The 16,339-nt window shown below is 68.0% G+C and carries 17 protein-coding genes; 7 read left to right on the top strand and 10 right to left on the bottom strand.

Annotated elements, in window-relative coordinates:
• Positions 1-5 precede the first annotated feature (5 nt).
• Positions 6-407, bottom strand: coding sequence for a hypothetical protein (locus tag NWF34_RS09755; RefSeq protein WP_024498200.1), 402 nt, complete (start codon positions 405-407; stop codon positions 6-8).
• A gap of 19 nt (positions 408-426) precedes the next feature.
• Between NWF34_RS09755 and hisN the strand changes: the two genes are divergently transcribed.
• On the top strand, positions 427-1,248 hold the full coding sequence (gene hisN / locus NWF34_RS09750; protein ID WP_258324852.1) for a histidinol-phosphatase: 822 nt from the start codon (positions 427-429) through the stop codon (positions 1,246-1,248).
• Between the two features lie 10 nt (positions 1,249-1,258).
• On the opposite strand, the gene NWF34_RS09745 is transcribed toward hisN, so the two are convergent.
• Positions 1,259-1,918: an MBL fold metallo-hydrolase gene (locus NWF34_RS09745; RefSeq protein ID WP_258324851.1), complete on the bottom strand. Its 660-nt coding sequence runs from the start codon at positions 1,916-1,918 to the stop codon at positions 1,259-1,261.
• Between the two features lie 18 nt (positions 1,919-1,936).
• On the bottom strand, positions 1,937-2,395 hold the full coding sequence (locus NWF34_RS09740; RefSeq protein WP_258324850.1) for a DUF2752 domain-containing protein: 459 nt from the start codon (positions 2,393-2,395) through the stop codon (positions 1,937-1,939).
• Between the two features lie 159 nt (positions 2,396-2,554).
• Here NWF34_RS09740 and NWF34_RS09735 point away from each other — a divergent pair, with 159 nt between their 5' ends.
• Together NWF34_RS09735 and NWF34_RS09730 are read left to right on the top strand one after the other, a co-directional pair.
• Positions 2,555-3,922 carry an acyl-CoA dehydrogenase family protein gene (locus tag NWF34_RS09735; RefSeq protein WP_040004673.1) on the top strand — a complete coding sequence of 456 codons (1,368 nt, stop codon included), beginning with the start codon at positions 2,555-2,557 and terminating at the stop codon, positions 3,920-3,922.
• 26 nt (positions 3,923-3,948) lie between these two features.
• A complete protein-coding gene (locus NWF34_RS09730; protein ID WP_024498195.1) occupies positions 3,949-5,172 on the top strand; it encodes an acyl-CoA dehydrogenase family protein in 1,224 nt (407 codons plus the stop codon).
• A 67-nt stretch (positions 5,173-5,239) separates the two neighbouring features.
• Here the strand turns inward: NWF34_RS09730 and NWF34_RS09725 are convergent, their stop codons facing one another.
• The 5 genes from NWF34_RS09725 to NWF34_RS09705 form a co-directional block, all read right to left on the bottom strand.
• Positions 5,240-5,608 carry a CrcB family protein gene (locus NWF34_RS09725; RefSeq protein WP_258324849.1) on the bottom strand — a complete coding sequence of 123 codons (369 nt, stop codon included), beginning with the start codon at positions 5,606-5,608 and terminating at the stop codon, positions 5,240-5,242.
• Entirely contained in the window at positions 5,605-6,069 is a 465-nt protein-coding gene (gene crcB, locus NWF34_RS09720) for a fluoride efflux transporter CrcB (RefSeq protein ID WP_258324848.1), read from the bottom strand. The genes NWF34_RS09725 and crcB overlap by 4 nt, the downstream gene beginning before the upstream one ends.
• Positions 6,070-6,084: 15 nt before the next feature.
• Positions 6,085-6,567, bottom strand: coding sequence for a DUF6790 family protein (locus NWF34_RS09715; protein ID WP_024498193.1), 483 nt, complete (start codon positions 6,565-6,567; stop codon positions 6,085-6,087).
• A 13-nt stretch (positions 6,568-6,580) separates the two neighbouring features.
• A complete protein-coding gene (locus tag NWF34_RS09710) occupies positions 6,581-8,461 on the bottom strand; it encodes a propionyl-CoA synthetase (RefSeq protein ID WP_258324847.1) in 1,881 nt (626 codons plus the stop codon).
• A 156-nt stretch (positions 8,462-8,617) separates the two neighbouring features.
• On the bottom strand, positions 8,618-9,061 hold the full coding sequence (locus NWF34_RS09705) for a MarR family winged helix-turn-helix transcriptional regulator (protein WP_051349584.1): 444 nt from the start codon (positions 9,059-9,061) through the stop codon (positions 8,618-8,620).
• 76 nt (positions 9,062-9,137) lie between these two features.
• On the opposite strand from NWF34_RS09705, the gene NWF34_RS09700 reads away from it, so the two are divergent.
• Positions 9,138-10,097 (top strand): alpha/beta fold hydrolase, encoded by a 960-nt coding sequence (locus NWF34_RS09700; RefSeq protein ID WP_258324846.1) that lies wholly within the window; start codon positions 9,138-9,140, stop codon positions 10,095-10,097.
• Positions 10,098-10,142: 45 nt separating this feature from the next.
• Here the strand turns inward: NWF34_RS09700 and NWF34_RS09695 are convergent, their stop codons facing one another.
• Entirely contained in the window at positions 10,143-10,748 is a 606-nt protein-coding gene (locus tag NWF34_RS09695) for a universal stress protein (protein ID WP_258324845.1), read from the bottom strand.
• Between the two features lie 165 nt (positions 10,749-10,913).
• Between NWF34_RS09695 and NWF34_RS09690 the strand changes: the two genes are divergently transcribed.
• Positions 10,914-12,083 carry a sensor histidine kinase gene (locus NWF34_RS09690; RefSeq protein ID WP_258324844.1) on the top strand — a complete coding sequence of 390 codons (1,170 nt, stop codon included), beginning with the start codon at positions 10,914-10,916 and terminating at the stop codon, positions 12,081-12,083.
• Entirely contained in the window at positions 12,080-12,781 is a 702-nt protein-coding gene (locus NWF34_RS09685) for a response regulator transcription factor (RefSeq protein WP_024498187.1), read from the top strand. Before NWF34_RS09690 ends, NWF34_RS09685 begins: the two co-directional genes overlap by 4 nt.
• Before the next feature lie 108 nt (positions 12,782-12,889).
• Here NWF34_RS09685 and NWF34_RS09680 read toward each other — a convergent pair whose 3' ends face one another.
• A complete protein-coding gene (locus NWF34_RS09680; RefSeq protein WP_258324843.1) occupies positions 12,890-14,125 on the bottom strand; it encodes a helix-turn-helix domain-containing protein in 1,236 nt (411 codons plus the stop codon).
• Between the two features lie 162 nt (positions 14,126-14,287).
• On the opposite strand from NWF34_RS09680, the gene NWF34_RS09675 reads away from it, so the two are divergent.
• Complete coding sequence (locus tag NWF34_RS09675) at positions 14,288-16,126, top strand: NAD(P)/FAD-dependent oxidoreductase (protein WP_258324842.1); 1,839 nt, start codon at positions 14,288-14,290, stop codon at positions 16,124-16,126.
• Positions 16,127-16,339 lie beyond the last annotated feature (213 nt).

The raw sequence follows: 16,339 nt of genomic DNA, 5'->3' as shown, positions 1-16,339 counted from the left end.
GCAGTTCAGATGCCGCCGGGTCCCGCGGGCGGCTGCGGATCGGGCAGGACACCGAACTGCCAGGACGTCACGGCCTTCTGCGGCTTGTAGATCACCGGCAGGTCGTCGCCCACCTGCGGCCACGGATCGTCGGGACCGAGCACGAGGGTTCCGTAGACCTCGGTCGGGTTGGTCTCCGGTCCGACGATGGTCCCGGTGATGGTGTAGAAGCGCTGGCCGTTCTTGTCCGTCGCGCTCTGCGGGTCGACCTGGTCGTCGGAGACGCCGACGACCGTCAGCGTGCCCTGCACATACTGCGAGGCCTTACCTGGGGACATCGCCCGCGGATTCCGGCCTCGCTGCCACTGGACGACCAGCACCACCACCAGCGCGGCCAGCAACAGGGTGAACGTCACGGTGAGCAGCATGACGGCTACCCTACCGGGCATGTCCGCCGACTCCGGTCCGAAAATCCCCAGAACCGCACAGAGCTACGACGATGACCTCGAACTCGCGCTGTCGCTCGCCGATTCCGCCGATGCGCTGACCACGGACCGGTTCGGGGCGGTCGACCTCCGCGTCGACGACAAACCGGACCTGACACCCGTCACCGACGCCGACCTCGCCTGCGAGACGCTGCTCCGCGAACGGCTGGCCGCCCGCCGGCCCGCCGACACGGTCCTCGGTGAGGAGTTCGGCGGTGACGCGACCCTCACCGGTCGCCAATGGGTCATCGACCCCATCGACGGCACCAAGAACTTCGTCCGCGGGGTCCCGGTCTGGGCCACGCTGATCGCCCTGCTCGTCGATGGCGTGCCCACCGTCGGCGTGGTGTCGGCACCCGCCCTGCGTCGACGCTGGTGGGCCGCCGGCGGACTCGGCGCCCACACGTGCTTCGACGGCGAGGACGCCCGTCAGCTCTCGGTGTCGGGGGTCGGCGACCTCTCCGCGTCGAGCCTGGCGTTCTCGAGCCTCTCCGGCTGGGCCGACCGCGGCATCCGCGACCGTTTCGTCGACCTCACCGATCAGGTCTGGCGGGTCCGCGGCTACGGCGACTTCTTCAACTACTGCCTGGTGGCCGAGGGCGCGGTCGACGTCGCCGCCGAGCCGGAGGTCTCCCTCTGGGACCTCGCTCCCCTCGACATCCTCGTCCGGGAGGCCGGCGGGCGGTTCACCGCACTCGACGGGACCCCGGGTCCCGCCGGCGGCAGTGCCGTCGCCAGCAACGGTCTGCTCCACGACAAGGTGCTGGCCGCGCTCGGTCCGTAGCGCGCAGTCCCTAGAGCTCCGTACCGGTCTCCTTGTCGAGGACCTTGAACTCGGTCGCGTCGTTCTTCATGTCCGACAGTCGCCCGTAGTGGATGCCGGTCCCGGCGTCGGAGAGGATCGCCTGGTGGATCGGCACCGCGACCCGCGGGGCCATCGCGCGGAGGTAGTCGACGGATTCGCTGAGCTTCATCCACGGCGCGGCCGACGGCAGCGCGAGGACGTCGACGCGCTCGAAGGGGATGTAGAAAGAGTCACCCGGGTGCATGAACTGTCCCGGGTCCTCGGGGGTGCCGAGAATATAGGCGACGTTGTCGATGACCGGGATCTCCGGGTGGATGACCGCGTGCCGACCGCCGGTGAATCGTGCGGTGAGCGAACCGATCTCGATCTGATCACCACTGCGCGCCGCGGTCCAGGCCCCCGCGACGTCGTCACCATTGAGCTGCGCGGTGGTCTGCGGGTCGGCGTAGAGCACGGCGTCGGGGTTGCCTGCGACGAGGTCGGGCAGCTTCGCGACATCGCAGTGATCGGGGTGCTGATGGGTGATGAGGATGGCGTCGAGACCGGTGATGCCCTCGAAACCGTGCGAGAAGTTGCCCGGGTCGAAGAGCACCTTGGTCCCGTCGATCTCGACGAGCAGACAGGAGTGGCCGAAGTGGGTGATCTGCATGCATCCACTCTGCCTTCTTCAGACCACGATCGGGAAGATCCCCCAACCCGCGGCGGCGTCGACGATGCGCGCCAACCCGTAGGTCAGCCACACGCCCAGCAGGACTGCTCCCGCGCGGCCCGACACGACGTCGCGCCAGCTCGCGAGCGGAGACTTCCGCCGCCGCACCAGAGTTGCGGTTGCGAGGGCGACGGTCACCATGGTGAGGACGAGCAGGATCGGCCCGAAGACGTTGAAGCGAAACGCCGCTCCGACGTCGCCGTGCATGAACGCCACCCAGCTACGGGTGAGACCGCAACCCGGACACGGCAGGCCCGTCATCATCGCGAACGGACAGATCCCCGGACCGGCGGCGATCCCGGCCGGGGTGAACACGCAGGCGGCTCCGACCGCGGCGGCGCCGGCCAGTCCGACGACCGCCGCCCCCAGCGCGCCGGTGGACGATATGCGCAGGTCGGAGCGGGCTTCCAGGGTCACCCGGCCAGCCTAGCGCGCGACGCCCCCGACGGCGTCGGACAAGTAGGTGACAAACTTCTTACTGAAGAGTAAGGTCTGGACTTACCACCGAGTAAGATCGGTCCGCAAATACCTGTGCAGAGCCCCTCACCGGGGCGACTGGAAGAACGGCTGGTGATCATGACAACTCACACCGAACCGCGCGACACCTCCGCAGTCGGCCGCAACCCGCATCCCCGCAACTTCATCGGCACCGCGATGCGTGTGCTCACGACGGTGACCGGCTCGGAGTTCGCGGAGAAGTACAAGATCCGCGAACCCATCAACCGGGTCGCCTACCAGGCCACCAAGACCGGTTTCCAGACCCTCGGCGCGGCCAACCGCGCGTTCAAGGCCGCCCAGGGCGGCTCGGGCGACGCCAAGCGGCTGACCACCGCACCCAAGAACTACTTCAACCTCACCCCCGACGACGAGCAGCAGATGATCGCGGAGACGGTGAAGGAGTTCGCCACCGAGATCCTGCGCCCCGCCGCCTACGACGCCGATGCCGCGGCCACGGCGCCCGAGGACATCGTCAAGCGCTCGGCCGAGCTGGGCATCACGATGATCAATGTGCCCGAGACCTTCGACGGTGCGGCCTCCGAGCGTGGCGTGGTCACCAACGCACTCGTCGCCGAGGCGATGGCCTACGGCGACATGGGCCTGGCCCTCCCGCTTCTGGCGCCGAGTGGTGTGGCAACCACCCTCACCAACTTCGGCACCGACTCCCAGCAGCGCACCTACCTGCCCGACTTCGCCGGCGAGAACGTGCCGCAGTCGGCCGTCGTCATCGCCGAGCCCAAGCCGCTGTTCGACGCATTCGCGTTGAGCACCAAGGCAACCCGCGTACCCAGCGGATACCGCCTCAACGGCGTGAAGTCCTTCGTGCCCGCCGCCGGGTCGTCGGAGCTGTTCGTCGTCGGAGCCCAGCTCGACGGCAAACCCGCGCTGTTCCTGGTCGAGTCCGACTCCAAGGGCCTGATCGTCGAAGCCGATCCCGGCATGGGTGTCCGCGCCGCCGGCATGGGACGCCTGCTCCTGCAGGACGTCGCCGTTCCCGAGACGGCGCTGCTCGCCGGCGACGGCGACGCCGCCTTCGCCGCGTACCGCGACGTGGTGCGCCTGTCACGCCTCGGCTGGTCCGCACTGGCCGCCGGTACCGCCCGCGCGGTCCTCGACTACGTGATCCCCTACGTCAACGAGCGTGAGGCCTTCGGCGAGCCGATCTCCAACCGGCAGGCGGTCGCGTTCATGGTCGCCAACATCGCCACCGAGGTCGACTCGATCCGCCTCGTGACGCTGCGCGGCGCCGCACGTGCCGAGCAGGGCCTGAGCTTCGCCCGCGAAGCCGCCCTCGCCCGCAAGCTCACCATCGACAAGGGCCTGCAGATCGGCCTCGACGGCGTCCAGCTGCTCGGCGGACACGGCTTCACCAAGGAGCACCCGGTCGAGCGCTGGTACCGCGACCTCCGCGGCGCCGGCATCGGCGAAGGCATCGTCGTCCTCTAGACCGACTGTGATCCAAGGAAACTGACATGAGCATCAATCTCGAACTCCCGAAGAAGCTGCACGTCACCATCGACCAGGCACATCAGGCGGCGGCGGAGATCTTCCGGCCCATCTCGCGCAAATACGATCTGCGCGAACACGATTACCCGGTCGAACTCGACACTCTGGCCAGCCTCTACGACGGTCTCTCCGAGACCGGGCAGGCCGGCGCGGGTGCCGACGGCGGTCGAAGCCAGCAGAAGAAGGCCAAGCCACGCGAAGAGGGCGCGGTGGTCAACGGCGGCAACATGCAGTCGGCGCTCAACGTGATCGAAACATGCTGGGGCGACCTCGGTCTCATGCTGTCCATCCCCTACCAGGGTCTGGGGAACTCGGCGATCGCCGCGGTGGCCACCGACGAACAGCTGGAGCGGTTCGGCAAGGTATGGGCCGCGATGGCCATCACCGAGCCCAGCTTCGGCTCCGACTCGGCGGCCGTGAGCACCACCGCCACCCTCGACGGCGACGAGTACGTCATCAACGGCGAGAAGATCTTCGTGACCGCCGGCTCGCGCGCCACCCACATCGTCGTGTGGGCGACCGTCGACAAGAGCCTGGGCCGCGCCGCCATCAAGAGCTTCGTGGTCCCGCGCGAGCACCCCGGGGTGGAAGTCGTTCGGCTGGAACACAAGCTGGGCATCCGCGTCTCCGACACCGCGGTGATCCGGTTCGAGAACTGCCGGATCCCCAAGGAGAACCTGCTCGGCTCCCCCGAGGTGGACACCAAGAAGGGGTTCGGCGGGGTCATGCAGACCTTCGACAACACCCGTCCCCTCGTCGCGGGCATGGCGGTCGGTGTCGCGCGTGCCGCGCTCGAGGAACTGCGCCGCATTCTGGACGAGGCCGGCATCGAGGTCGACTACGACCGTCCCGCCGCCGACCAGCACGCCGCGGCCGCCGAGTTCCTGCGCATGGAGGCCGACTTCGAGGCGGCCTACCTGCACACGATGCGCGCCACCTGGATGGCCGACAACAAGCAACCGAACTCGACCGAGGCGTCGATGTCGAAGGCCAAGGCCGGACGCACCGTCACCGACATCACCAACAAGGTGGTCGAGCTGACCGGCACGCTCGGGTACTCGGAGCGCCTGCTGGTGGAGAAGTGGGCCCGCGACTCGAAGATCCTCGACATCTTCGAGGGCACCCAGCAGATCCAGAACCTCATCATCGCCCGCCGCGTGCTGAACAAGAGCAGCGCCGAGCTCAAGTGAGTCTCTGACCGTGCGCTTTCCGTCCCCGCCGCCTCGACGAAGGTGGCGGGGACGAATGCGTTCGACCTCAGGCCGCCCCGACTAGTGCCAGACCGACGGCACATGCGGCGACCGATACGGTCAGCGTGATTCCGGCGTACCCGGCCGCGACCAGCCTCTGCCGGTTCTCCGCCAGGCGGACGACCTCGAAGCTCGCGGTGCTGAAAGTGGTGTAACCGCCGCAGAATCCGGTGCCGACGACGGCCTGCAGTTCATGCGGAGCCCCCTGGAAGATCACCAGACCGGCGAGCACACCGAGCAGCGCCGAACCGGTCACGTTGACGACGAAGGTTCCCCACGGGGTGATGCTGGGCCACTTCCATTTGACCGCACCGTCGACGACGAAGCGCACCACCGCTCCGAGCCCTCCCGCCACCACCACGGCGAGGGCGATCATCGGCGCCTCCGTCGTGCCGCGAACCCCGAGGCGGCGGCGATCCCGCCGGCTGCCGCGCCGAGACCGAGCACGACGCTGAGCGCCGCGTACGCGATGGCGGTCACCACCGCCGACGCGCGGGTCAGTTCCGAGATCTCCAGCGCGAACGTGCTGTAGGTGGTCAGCGCCCCGCAGATGCCGGTGCCACCGAACAACCTCACCCGCTGTCGCCAGCCCTCGTCATGGCCAAGCCGCGCAAGCAGTTCCAGGAGCGCACCGAGGACGAAGGCGCCGATGATGTTGACCGCGAACGTCGCCCACGGCCAGTGCCCCTCGGCGGCGGGGAATGTCTCCTCTGCCCAGTACCGCACGCCCGTACCGATCAGCCCTCCCGCGAACACCCACGCCAGGGCGTGCACGCGCAGATGCAGCGGCCGTTCGTCGGGATCGACGGGGAGTTCGTCGTGCTTGTCCACATGCACGCGACCAAGTCTCCGCTACGTGACGACCGTGTACAACACGATCAGATAGACCGGCACCAGCACGTCGAAGAAGAAGATCGGTCCGGCGTTGCCCGCCTTGAAGTTCCGGTGCGTCACCATCTCCCGCACGTGTCCGACGGCGGCACCCAGGTAGAACACGGAGAACGCGATGATCGTGGCCAGGGTGAACTCGTCACCGAAACCGGAGGCGATGACGCCCAGCACACCGGTCGCCAGACTGGCGAGACCGACCTCCCACTGCCACGGCGTCTTCGACGGCCAGCCGATCGACTCCGCGATCGGCTCGCCGAAGAACATGTGACCGCAACCGGTCATCCAGCCCTGTACGCCGATCATCCACAGCACCGAGTTCTCGAGCAGATCCCGGCCGAGGTCGCCTCCCGGTGCCAGCACGTCGATCACCGTCATGACGATCGTGCCGACCAGCCCGACGAACGGGACGAGGGTTATCGCGGTGCGGAGGATGCGGTCGCGCACGTCGTGACGCCCGTCAGCCCTTGAGCTGCTCGGCGAGCGCGGTCAGGACGTCCGGGTCCTCGATGGTCGACGGGACCGTGTACTCCTCGTGGTCGGCGATCTGGCGCATCGTCTTGCGCAGGATCTTGCCCGACCGCGTCTTGGGCAGCGCCGGCACCACCGTCACATCGCGGAAGGTCGCGACGGCGCCGATCTCGTTGCGCACCTTGGCGACCAGCTCGCTCCGCAGCGTGTCCGCCTCGATCTCGACACCCGACTTCAGCACCACGTAACCGCTCGGGCGCTGCCCTTTGAGATCGTCGTGGATCCCGATGACCGCGCATTCGGCGACCGCCGGATGCGACGCCACGACCGCCTCGATACTTCCGGTCGAAAGCCGGTGCCCGGCAACGTTGATCACGTCATCCGAGCGTCCCAGGACGAACACGTACCCGTCGGAGTCGAGATATCCGCTGTCGCCGGTCAGGTAGTACCCCTCGAAGGCGGCGAGGTAGGACTTGCGGTAGCGCTCCTCGTCGCGCCACAAACCGGTCAGCGTCCCCGGCGGCAGCGGGAGGGTGATGACGATGTTGCCCTCCTCGTTCGCGCCCACCTGCTTGCCCTCGGCGTCGACGACGCCCACCTGATAGCCGGGAACGGGGACCGTCGGCGACCCCGCCTTGATCGGCATCGGTTCCAGGCCACGAAGATTCGCCGCAATGGCCCAGCCGGTCTCGGTCTGCCACCAATGGTCGACGACCGGCACCCCGAGAACCTCCGAGGCCCAGGTGAAGGTGTCCGGGTCGAGCCGCTCGCCCGCCGCGAACAACGTGTGGAGCGTCGACACGTCGTACTTCGCCAGCTCCGCGGCATTCGGGTCGGCTTTGCGGACGGCGCGGATTGCGGTCGGCGCGGTGAAGAGTGCCTTGACGCCGTGGTCGGCGATGACGCGCCAGAAGGCACCGGCGTCCGGCGTACCGACCGGCTTGCCCTCGTACATCACGGTCGTCGCACCGACCAGCAGCGGCGCGTACACGATGTAGGAGTGGCCGACGACCCAGCCGACGTCGGACGCCGTCCACCACACGTCACCGGCGGAGATGCCGTAGATGTTCTTCATCGACCAGGTCAGCGCGACGGCGTGGCCGCCGTTGTCGCGGACCACGCCCTTGGGCTTTCCGGTGGTGCCGGAGGTGTAGAGGATGTAGAGCGGATCGGTCGCGGCGACGGGCACCGGATCGACGGCCCGGGCGTCGCCCATCGCGGAATCCCAGTCCAGCCAACCGTCGTGATCGGCTGCGGAGCCGTTGATCTCGGGACGGTCCTTGACGATGACGGTCTGCGGAGCACTGGCCGACAGTTCGATCGCCCTCGCCACCATCGGCAGGTACTCGACCGCGCGCCCCGGCTCCAGACCACCGGAGGCGGTGACGACAGCGACCGGCTCGGCGTCGTCGATGCGGGTGGCGAGTTCGGGCGCGGCGAACCCACCGAAGACCACCGAGTGGACGGCACCGATCCGTGCGCAGGCCAGCATCGCGATCGCGGCCTCCGGGATCATCGGCATGTAGATGACGACGCGGTCGCCGGCGGCGATGCCCCGGGCGGCGAGGACACCCGCGAAGCGCGAGACCTCGTCGAGCAGTTCGGCATAGGTGTAACGGCGGACCTCGCCGACCATCGCCGAATCCCAGATGAGTGCGGGGCGGTCGCCGTTTCCGGCCTGCACGTGCCGGTCGAGGGCGTTGTACGACGTGTTCAGCTCGCCGTCGGGAAACCATCGGTAGAACGGTGCGGCCGAGTCGTCGAGGGCGCGAGTGGGCCGCACGGTCCAGTCGACGGCCCGGGCGGCCTCGAGCCAAAAGCCTTCACGATCGTCGACCGCCTGGGTGAATGCTTCGGTGTACCGGCCCATGGCCATCCTTTCGCCGTTCTCGCGCGCAGGGCGGGACACCTCATGTGCCCCGCCGCCCCTAGAGGGTATCGGTGTGATGGCCGGCACCGAATCGGATCTCACAACCTGCGCCGATCGGTCACCTGCAGGCGACGAACGGTCACGCACCACGCTCGGTCAGGCGTTGCGCAGCTCCCCCACCGCCGCGGTGACGTGGTCGAGGAAGGCGCGGACGGTGTTGAGCTCGGCCGCCGAGAAGTCGTCGACCACGGTCCGGACCCGGTCGATGAGCGGACCGAAGAAGCCCCAACCCATCTCCTGGGCGGCGTCGGTGACGTACAGCGTGACCCGTCGACGATCCGCGTCGTCGCGCGCCCGGGAGACCAGGCCCCGACCTTCCAGCCGATCGATCAACGCGGTCGTCGATGCGCTGTTGAGTCCCAGGTGCCCGGCAAGCCAGCCGGGGGTTGCGATTTCCCCTGCCCGCGAACGGTCGAGGAGGGCGATGAGCGCACGCACGTCAGTGGCATGCAGGACGTTCCGCGACGCGAACTCCGACCCGAGCAACTCGAGTTCGACGGTCAGCGCCCGCAGACGATGGACCAGGTCGTCATGTTCCACGCCGACCACTTTACGACATCAACTCGATGATCTACTCTCTCGATCATCGAGACATTAGACAGATCGGAGCCGCCCCGTGGCACGACCGTCACTGCAGGAGTTCGCCGATTCGCCTGACGGCACGAGGTTCTTCACCGCCTACGACGCCCTCATCGCACGCGGAGGAGGTCGGCCCCTCGAGGTCGAGAGCGGCCACGGGGTGACTCGGGTCAACAGTTACGGCACCTCGCCGGGCACGCCCATCGTCCTGCTCCCGGGCGGTGGCGCGACATCCGGGTCGTATGTGAATGTGGTCGGCCGCCTCGCAGAGTCGCGTCGGGTACTCACCGTCGACATCATCGGCGACGCCGGTCGCTCTCGCCCCGGGCCCGGCCGACCGCGCACAACCGACGATCTGTCGACCTGGCTGGACGCGACGTTCGACGCCCTCGATGTCGAATCCGTTGACCTCGTGGGCCATTCGTACGACGCGATGATCGCGCTGGCCTACGCGACCGGCGTCCACCGAGAGAGGGTGCGGCGACTCGTCCTCCTCGACCCGACCTCATGTTTCGCCGGCCTGCGACTGCGCTATCTCGCCCACGCAGTGCCGACGCTCATCGCACCGACTCCGCGGCGGCAACGCCGGTTCCTGTCGTGGGAGACCCGCGACGCCACCCTCGACCGCACGTGGATCGAGATGTACTGCGCCGGAGCGCAGTACCCCACCGGCCCGACGATCGTTCCGAAATGCCCGTCCCGAGAGGAATTCTCGAAGCTGCAGGGCGGCAAGATCGTCACCGCGATCTTCGCGCCCGACAGCCGGGCACACCACTCTCCCCGTGTCGCGGCGCGACTTCGGGAGCACTTACCCGATGCGCGGATCATCCTGTTGCACAGCGGAACCCACCACACACTGCCACTGGAGCCCGCGGACGAGCTCACCGCCTCAGTGCTCGACGCGGTCGAGCAGCGTGCGGAGAAGCGTGTCGAAGTAGACAGGTACAGGACCTTGCGGTCTCCACCACCAGGATCGGATGCCCGACGATCTCCCTGAGACGTGCCTCGTCGGTGATGCGCATGCGCACCTCCTCCCAAGCCTTCAGCGGGAGGCAAGGCCGCGTTGCGGAGCGGTCCATCCCGGTGTCCAGCGGATGGTGCGGAGCGATGCCTCACGCGTCGCGAACCGGCGGTGGTGATGCAGCCTCCCGTCGGTGACGACGAGATCCACCTCGGAATCGAGTCGGCGGGCAAGACTCTTCGCCGTCCACCCGGGCCGCCGACCGGACGTGCCCAGCACCACCGCCCCGGCGCCGAGGCGATCGGCAGCGTGCTGCAGCACCGTCACCGGGTCGCCGAAGTCGGTGACGATCTCCACCGACCGCGCACCGAGCCAGATCGCGAGTTCGCGTGCGGTCCGCAGCTGCTCGGCGACCGTGGCCTGCCCGGTCAGCAGATAGGACTCGCCCTTGAGCGCATCGTGGAGTCCGGTCGGGGCCTCGTCTCGTCGGCTGCGTCGTGTCGCGCAGACGAGAATCACGTCGGACGTCCCGCCGGTCGCGCGCACGGCGGTCTTGATGGCCCGGCGCGACGCCTCGCTTCCGGAGACGCCGACGACCACCGGGCGTCCCGCGGACAGTCCGTGTAGTTCCGGAACAGCGGGTGACGCGACCCATCGCGGGCCGTTGCGTCCGGGGAGCAGCTTCATCGTCTCGTCCTCTCGCCAGTGGTGGAAACGTGCTGCTCACAACGCTATGGAGACGAAGACCCCGAAACGCCATGCCGTGGGATGAACTGACCTCCACCCATGGGTGGAGGCCAGAATCCATCGGTGGGCGGAGGTGGGAGCGGGCTGCGGACCTATTCTGGAACGGTGACGAGCTTCACAGCAGACCTCGGAGCCGAACTGCGGCGTCGGGTCGAACGCGCCGGCGGGGACTATCCGCCGCTGTATCCCGCGGTCATCCTGTCGGCGAGTGTCGTCGTCACGGTGGTCTCGGTGGCGCAGCGATACCCGTTCGATCGGCCCGGCTGGGTGATCGCCGGGCTCGTGCTCGCCTGCGTCACTCTCGTCCTCGATCTGAGTGTGCCTCCGTCGTCCTTCGTGTGCTTCACCGTGCTCGCGAGCACGCTGTGCTTCCTGATGGATCCGGTGCCCAACGACGCCGCGCCCCTGCAGCTGATCCTGTCGGCGGCCATCGGTGCCGCGATGTACTCGCTGCGCACCGGAATACGCGTGGTGGCGTTGTGCATCGCGTTGGTCGTGGGGTTCGGGATCTTCGGTGGCCTCGAGTCCCCGGCGCTGTACGCGCTCGGTGTCGCGTGCGGGTGGCTGATCGGCTACATGGTCCTGATCCAGAAACGCCTGTCCGACAACCGTGCCCGCGTCCTGCGCGAGCGTGCCGACCGCGCCGCCAGCGACGAGCGCCGCCGCATCGCCCGGGAAATCCACGATGTCATCGCACACTCGTTGTCGATCACCATGCTCAACGTCACCGGCGCGCGGCGCGCATTGGAACAAGATCGCGACGTCGATGAGGCAATCGACGCCCTCACCGACGCCGAACGCCAGGGCCGGCAGGCCATGTCCGAGATCCGGACGATCGTGCACGTACTCGGCGCCGACGAGTCGCAACCGCCCACGGCAGCGCCCGGTGGCCGCGATCTCACCGCGCTGATCGACGACTACCGGAAGGCGGGCGTCCACGTCTCCTATCGGGTGGCCGGCGACCTCGCCTCGCTCCCCGATCCGGTCTCGGCCGCCCTGTACCGGATCACGCAGGAGTGCCTCGCCAACGTCGTCAAACACTCGACCGCCAACCGGGCCGCGGTGAACGTCACCGTGGACGATTCGGTCGAGATCATCATCGAGAATCCACACCTCGGCGGACGGGCGAGGGATCGGGGCGGCGCCGGCATCGACGGCATGACACAACGCGCCGCCTTGCTCGGCGGCACACTCGAGACCCGGCACGACGATGGGACCTGGATGGTCCACGCCACACTGCCGGCACGGGTCATGACCGACGGGCTGAGCGTATGACGACCGGCAACAGGTCGGGCGCGGGTCCCACCGACACGGTCGCCGAATCGATCCGCGTCCTGCTCGTCGACGACCAGGAACTGATCCGCACCGGACTGCGGCGCATCCTCCGACTCCGCGACGGTTTCGACATCGTCGGCGAATGTGCAGACGGCTCAGAGGTTCTCGCGGCGGTGGCCGAACACCGGCCGGACATCGTGGTGATGGATCTCCGCATGCGCAACATCGACGGCATCACGGCCACGACGATGCTGCGGACACTTCGGAAACCGCCCCCGGTGCTGGTGCTGACCACCTTCGACGACGACGATCTGCTGTCCGGCGCACTGCGTGCGGGGGCCGCGGGTTTCATCCTGAAGGACTCGCCTGCCGAGGCGCTGATCTGGGCGGTGCGGGCTGTGGTCCGCGACGGCGCCTTCCTCGATCCCGCGGTCACCGAACGCGTACTCAACGGCTTCCGGCGTGCCGGCCGCGAACGGACCTCGACCGCGCCGGACCTGACCGACCGCGAGACCGACGTCCTGCGCCTGATCGCCCGCGGTCTGACGAATGGCGAAATCGGTTCGGCACTCGGCATTTCGCAGGTGACGGTGAAGAGCCACGTGAACCACATCTTCACCAAGCTCGACCTGCGGGATCGCGCGGCAGCGATCGTCTTCGCCTACGACCGAGGGCTGGTCCTGGCCGAGTTCGACTGATCGAGACCAACGAATCCGCCCCGGTGATCCGCCCTCCTGGACGCAGCCGACGACGACATGCGCGCGGCGCGACGCCAGCGGTCGGTTTCCGGGGTGGTTCTCGGCCACTCAGCCGTCCAGCCGCACCTCGACCCCGTCGGCGAAGCGATACGGCCCCGCCACCAGGAGACCCCCGAACCGCTTGCGCAGCCGCGACATCTCGGCGCGCACGGTCACCGTCCGGTCGTCGACGCCGAAGAGGTGCATCGACATCTGCGCCGCGGTGACCCCGCTGCGATGCCGTGCGAGGTAGGTGAGGATGTCCCCATGACGCGGCGAACACCGGTGGGTCCATCCGCCGCTGGCGCCCTCGACCGAGACCGCGACGCACTCACCGCCGAAAGCGGTCGTGACCGTGCGCATCGAGACCCGCGTCGTCGACGCATCCACCGCGTCGGCGACCCGAACCAGCCAGCCGCCCGGCAGCGCCTCCACATCGCACTCGCCGAGCGCACCGAAGAAGGACCGGCCGGGTCCCACGCCACGCGGCAACAGCAGCCGGGCTCGCGGGGACACCGCGTCGACAGCCGCCACCCAGCCGTCGACGTCCACCGCCAGTGCCGGACCCGGTGAGCGGGCCAGGATCGGTGCAGCGACCGCGCGTAGGCAGTCCAGACGTCGATGATGCCGTTCCCGCAGCTGGGACTCGGCAAGCCGCGCGACGGCGTGCACGAGCGCCAGCGTGGTGGGATGGATCGTCGCCGCCGGCCCACTCACGTCGACGACGCCGAGCACGTCACCGGTGCGCGGGTCCTTGATCGGCGCGCCGGAGCACGTCCAGGAGTGATGGCTGCGCACGAAGTGCTCGGCGGAGAACACCTGGATGGACCGGCCGGACATCAGGGCGGTGCCGATCGCATTGGTGCCCACCGAGCTCTCGGCCCAGTCGGCGCCCTCGATGAAGCCCAACTGATCGGCGCGGCTGAGCACCCTCGACGACCCGCTGCGCCACAGCACGTGACCCCGCGCGTCCGCGATCACCAGAATGTTGTCGCCGTCGGCGATGAGCGAGTCGAGACCGCGGGCGAGTTCGTCGACGACCTCGACCAGCCCCGACTGGCGGCGTCGCTCCTCGAGTTCTTCCACGTCCAGTCGTCTTTCGATGGCAGCGTCCGCGTCCGGGTCGAGGCCCGCCTTACGGAGCCGCTGCCACGAGTCATCGATCACGGCCCGCGGACGTGCGGGCATCCGCCCTCCCGACATCGCCGCGTCGTGGACGGCGCTGAGGACGTGGGCGAACTCCCGCGGATCGTCGCCGGCCTGAACCGCTGGCTCCAGATCGGAGACGTGGTCGGAAGTCATCATCACGAAGATTGTGCGTCACATCACAGAACCGATGCAAGAAAGGGTCGGGTCGCAACGGGCTGCAACCCTTGCCGAGGCGGATCGGCGTGGCGTCTGCTGTCCTCAGCAAGACTGTGGTCCGCGTCACTTTCGGTGGACCACCCGAACTGTTGAGGAGACACCATGACCCAGACGCTCGAGCCGGTGGTCGGCACCGGCCGGACCCCGCAGCAGCGGATCGACGCGTGGCTGGAGGAGTTCGAAGCCGCGCTGGCCTCGCTCGACGTCGGTCGGGCGACAGCTGCGTTCCTCACCGACAGCTACTGGCGCGATCTGACGGCGTTCACCTGGAACATCAAGACCGTCGAGGGCCATGAGCAGATCACCGACATGCTCCTGGCTCGTCTGGCCGACACCCGTCCCGCGGGCTTCACGACGACCGAGGAGGCCGCCGATGACGGCGACGGTGTGGCGTCGGCCTTCATCTCCTTCGAGACCGCCGTCGGACGCTGCGAGGGTCACGTACGTATCCGCCCGGACGCCGACGGCATCGATCGCGCCTGGACGCTCCTCACCACCATGCAGGAGCTGAAGGGGTACGAGGAGAGTCGAGGCCCCACCCGCGTGCTCGGTGCCGTACATGGTTCCGATCCCGACACCCGGTCATGGGCCGAGAAGAAGGCCGACGAAGAGCGCGAGCTGGGCCGCACGGCACAGCCCTACGTCCTCGTCATCGGCGGCGGACAGGGCGGGATCGCGCTGGGCGCACGCCTCCGGCAACTCGGGGTGCCGTCGGTCGTCGTGGACCGTCACGACCGGCCCGGTGACCAGTGGCGCAAGCGGTACAAGTCCCTCTGCCTGCACGACCCGGTCTGGTACGACCACCTCCCGTACCTCCCCTTCCCGGAGAACTGGCCGGTGTTCGCACCCAAGGACAAGATCGGCGACTGGCTGGAGTTCTACACCAAGGTCATGGAGGTGCCGTACTGGAGCAAGACGACCTGCCTGTCGGCCACCTACGACGAGGACCGGAAACGCTGGACGGTCGAACTCGACCGCGACGGCGAACGCCTGACTCTTCATCCGACGCAGCTCGTTCTCGCGACCGGTATGTCCGGTAAGCCCTCGATCCCGACCGTTCCGGGTCAGGACATCTTCGCCGGCGAACAGCATCACTCCAGCCGGCATCCGGGACCCGACGCCTACGCGGGCAAGAAGGTGGTCGTGATCGGGTCGAACAACTCCGCCCACGACATCTGCAAGGCGCTCGTCGACACCGGTGTCGACACCACGATGGTGCAACGATCGTCGACGCACATCGTGAAGTCGGATTCGCTACGGTCGATCGCTCTCGGCGGCCTCTACAGCGAGGAGGCGGTCGCCTCCGGGATGACCACCAAGAAAGCCGACCTCACCTTCGCCTCGCTGCCCTACCGGATCATGCACGAATTCCAGGTGCCGGTGTACAACCAGATCCGCGAGCAGGACAAGGAGTTCTACGACCGTCTCGAGGCGGCCGGCTTCCAGCTCGACTTCGGGGACGACGACTCGGGTCTCTTCATGAAGTACCTACGACGCGGGTCGGGTTACTACATCGATGTCGGGGCCAGCGAACTCATCGCCAACGGCACCATCAAGCTGGTCCAGGGTCAGCTCGATCATCTCACCGAGACCTCGGTGGTCCTGTCCGACGGCACCGCACTCGAGGCCGATGTCGTGGTTTACGCCACCGGATTCGGATCGATGAACGGCTGGGCCGCCGACCTCATGGGACAAGAGGTCGCCGACCGCGTCGGCAAGGTCTGGGGACTGGGATCGGAGACCACCAAGGACCCCGGACCGTGGGAGGGCGAGCAGCGCAACATGTGGAAGCCGACGCAGCAGCCGGGCCTCTGGTTCCACGGCGGCAATCTGCACCAGTCCCGCCACTACTCGCTATACCTGGCCCTTCAGCTGAAGGCTCGGTACGAGGGTCTCGACACTCCGGTGTACGGCCTGGCCGAGGTGCACCATCTCAGCTGAGGACGCATGAACGAGAAATGCCCCGCGACAACGAGGTCGCGGGGCATTCTCATGGCTTGGACGCCGCATCCGTCCTGAACCGACGCGGGCGCTGAAATGCACTGTGGCCCTTCACGATTGGTGTCGTGAAGGGCCACAGTGGAAGTTGTGTTCGGCGGTGTCCTACTCTCCCACACTGATTAAGGTGCAGTACCATTGGCGCTGGAGGGCTTA

The organism is Gordonia sp. GONU, assembly GCF_024733855.1.
GTDB lineage: Bacteria > Actinomycetota > Actinomycetes > Mycobacteriales > Mycobacteriaceae > Gordonia > Gordonia amicalis.
Note: the sequence above shows the minus strand (reverse complement) of the source record. Positions and strands in the feature narration are given on the sequence as shown.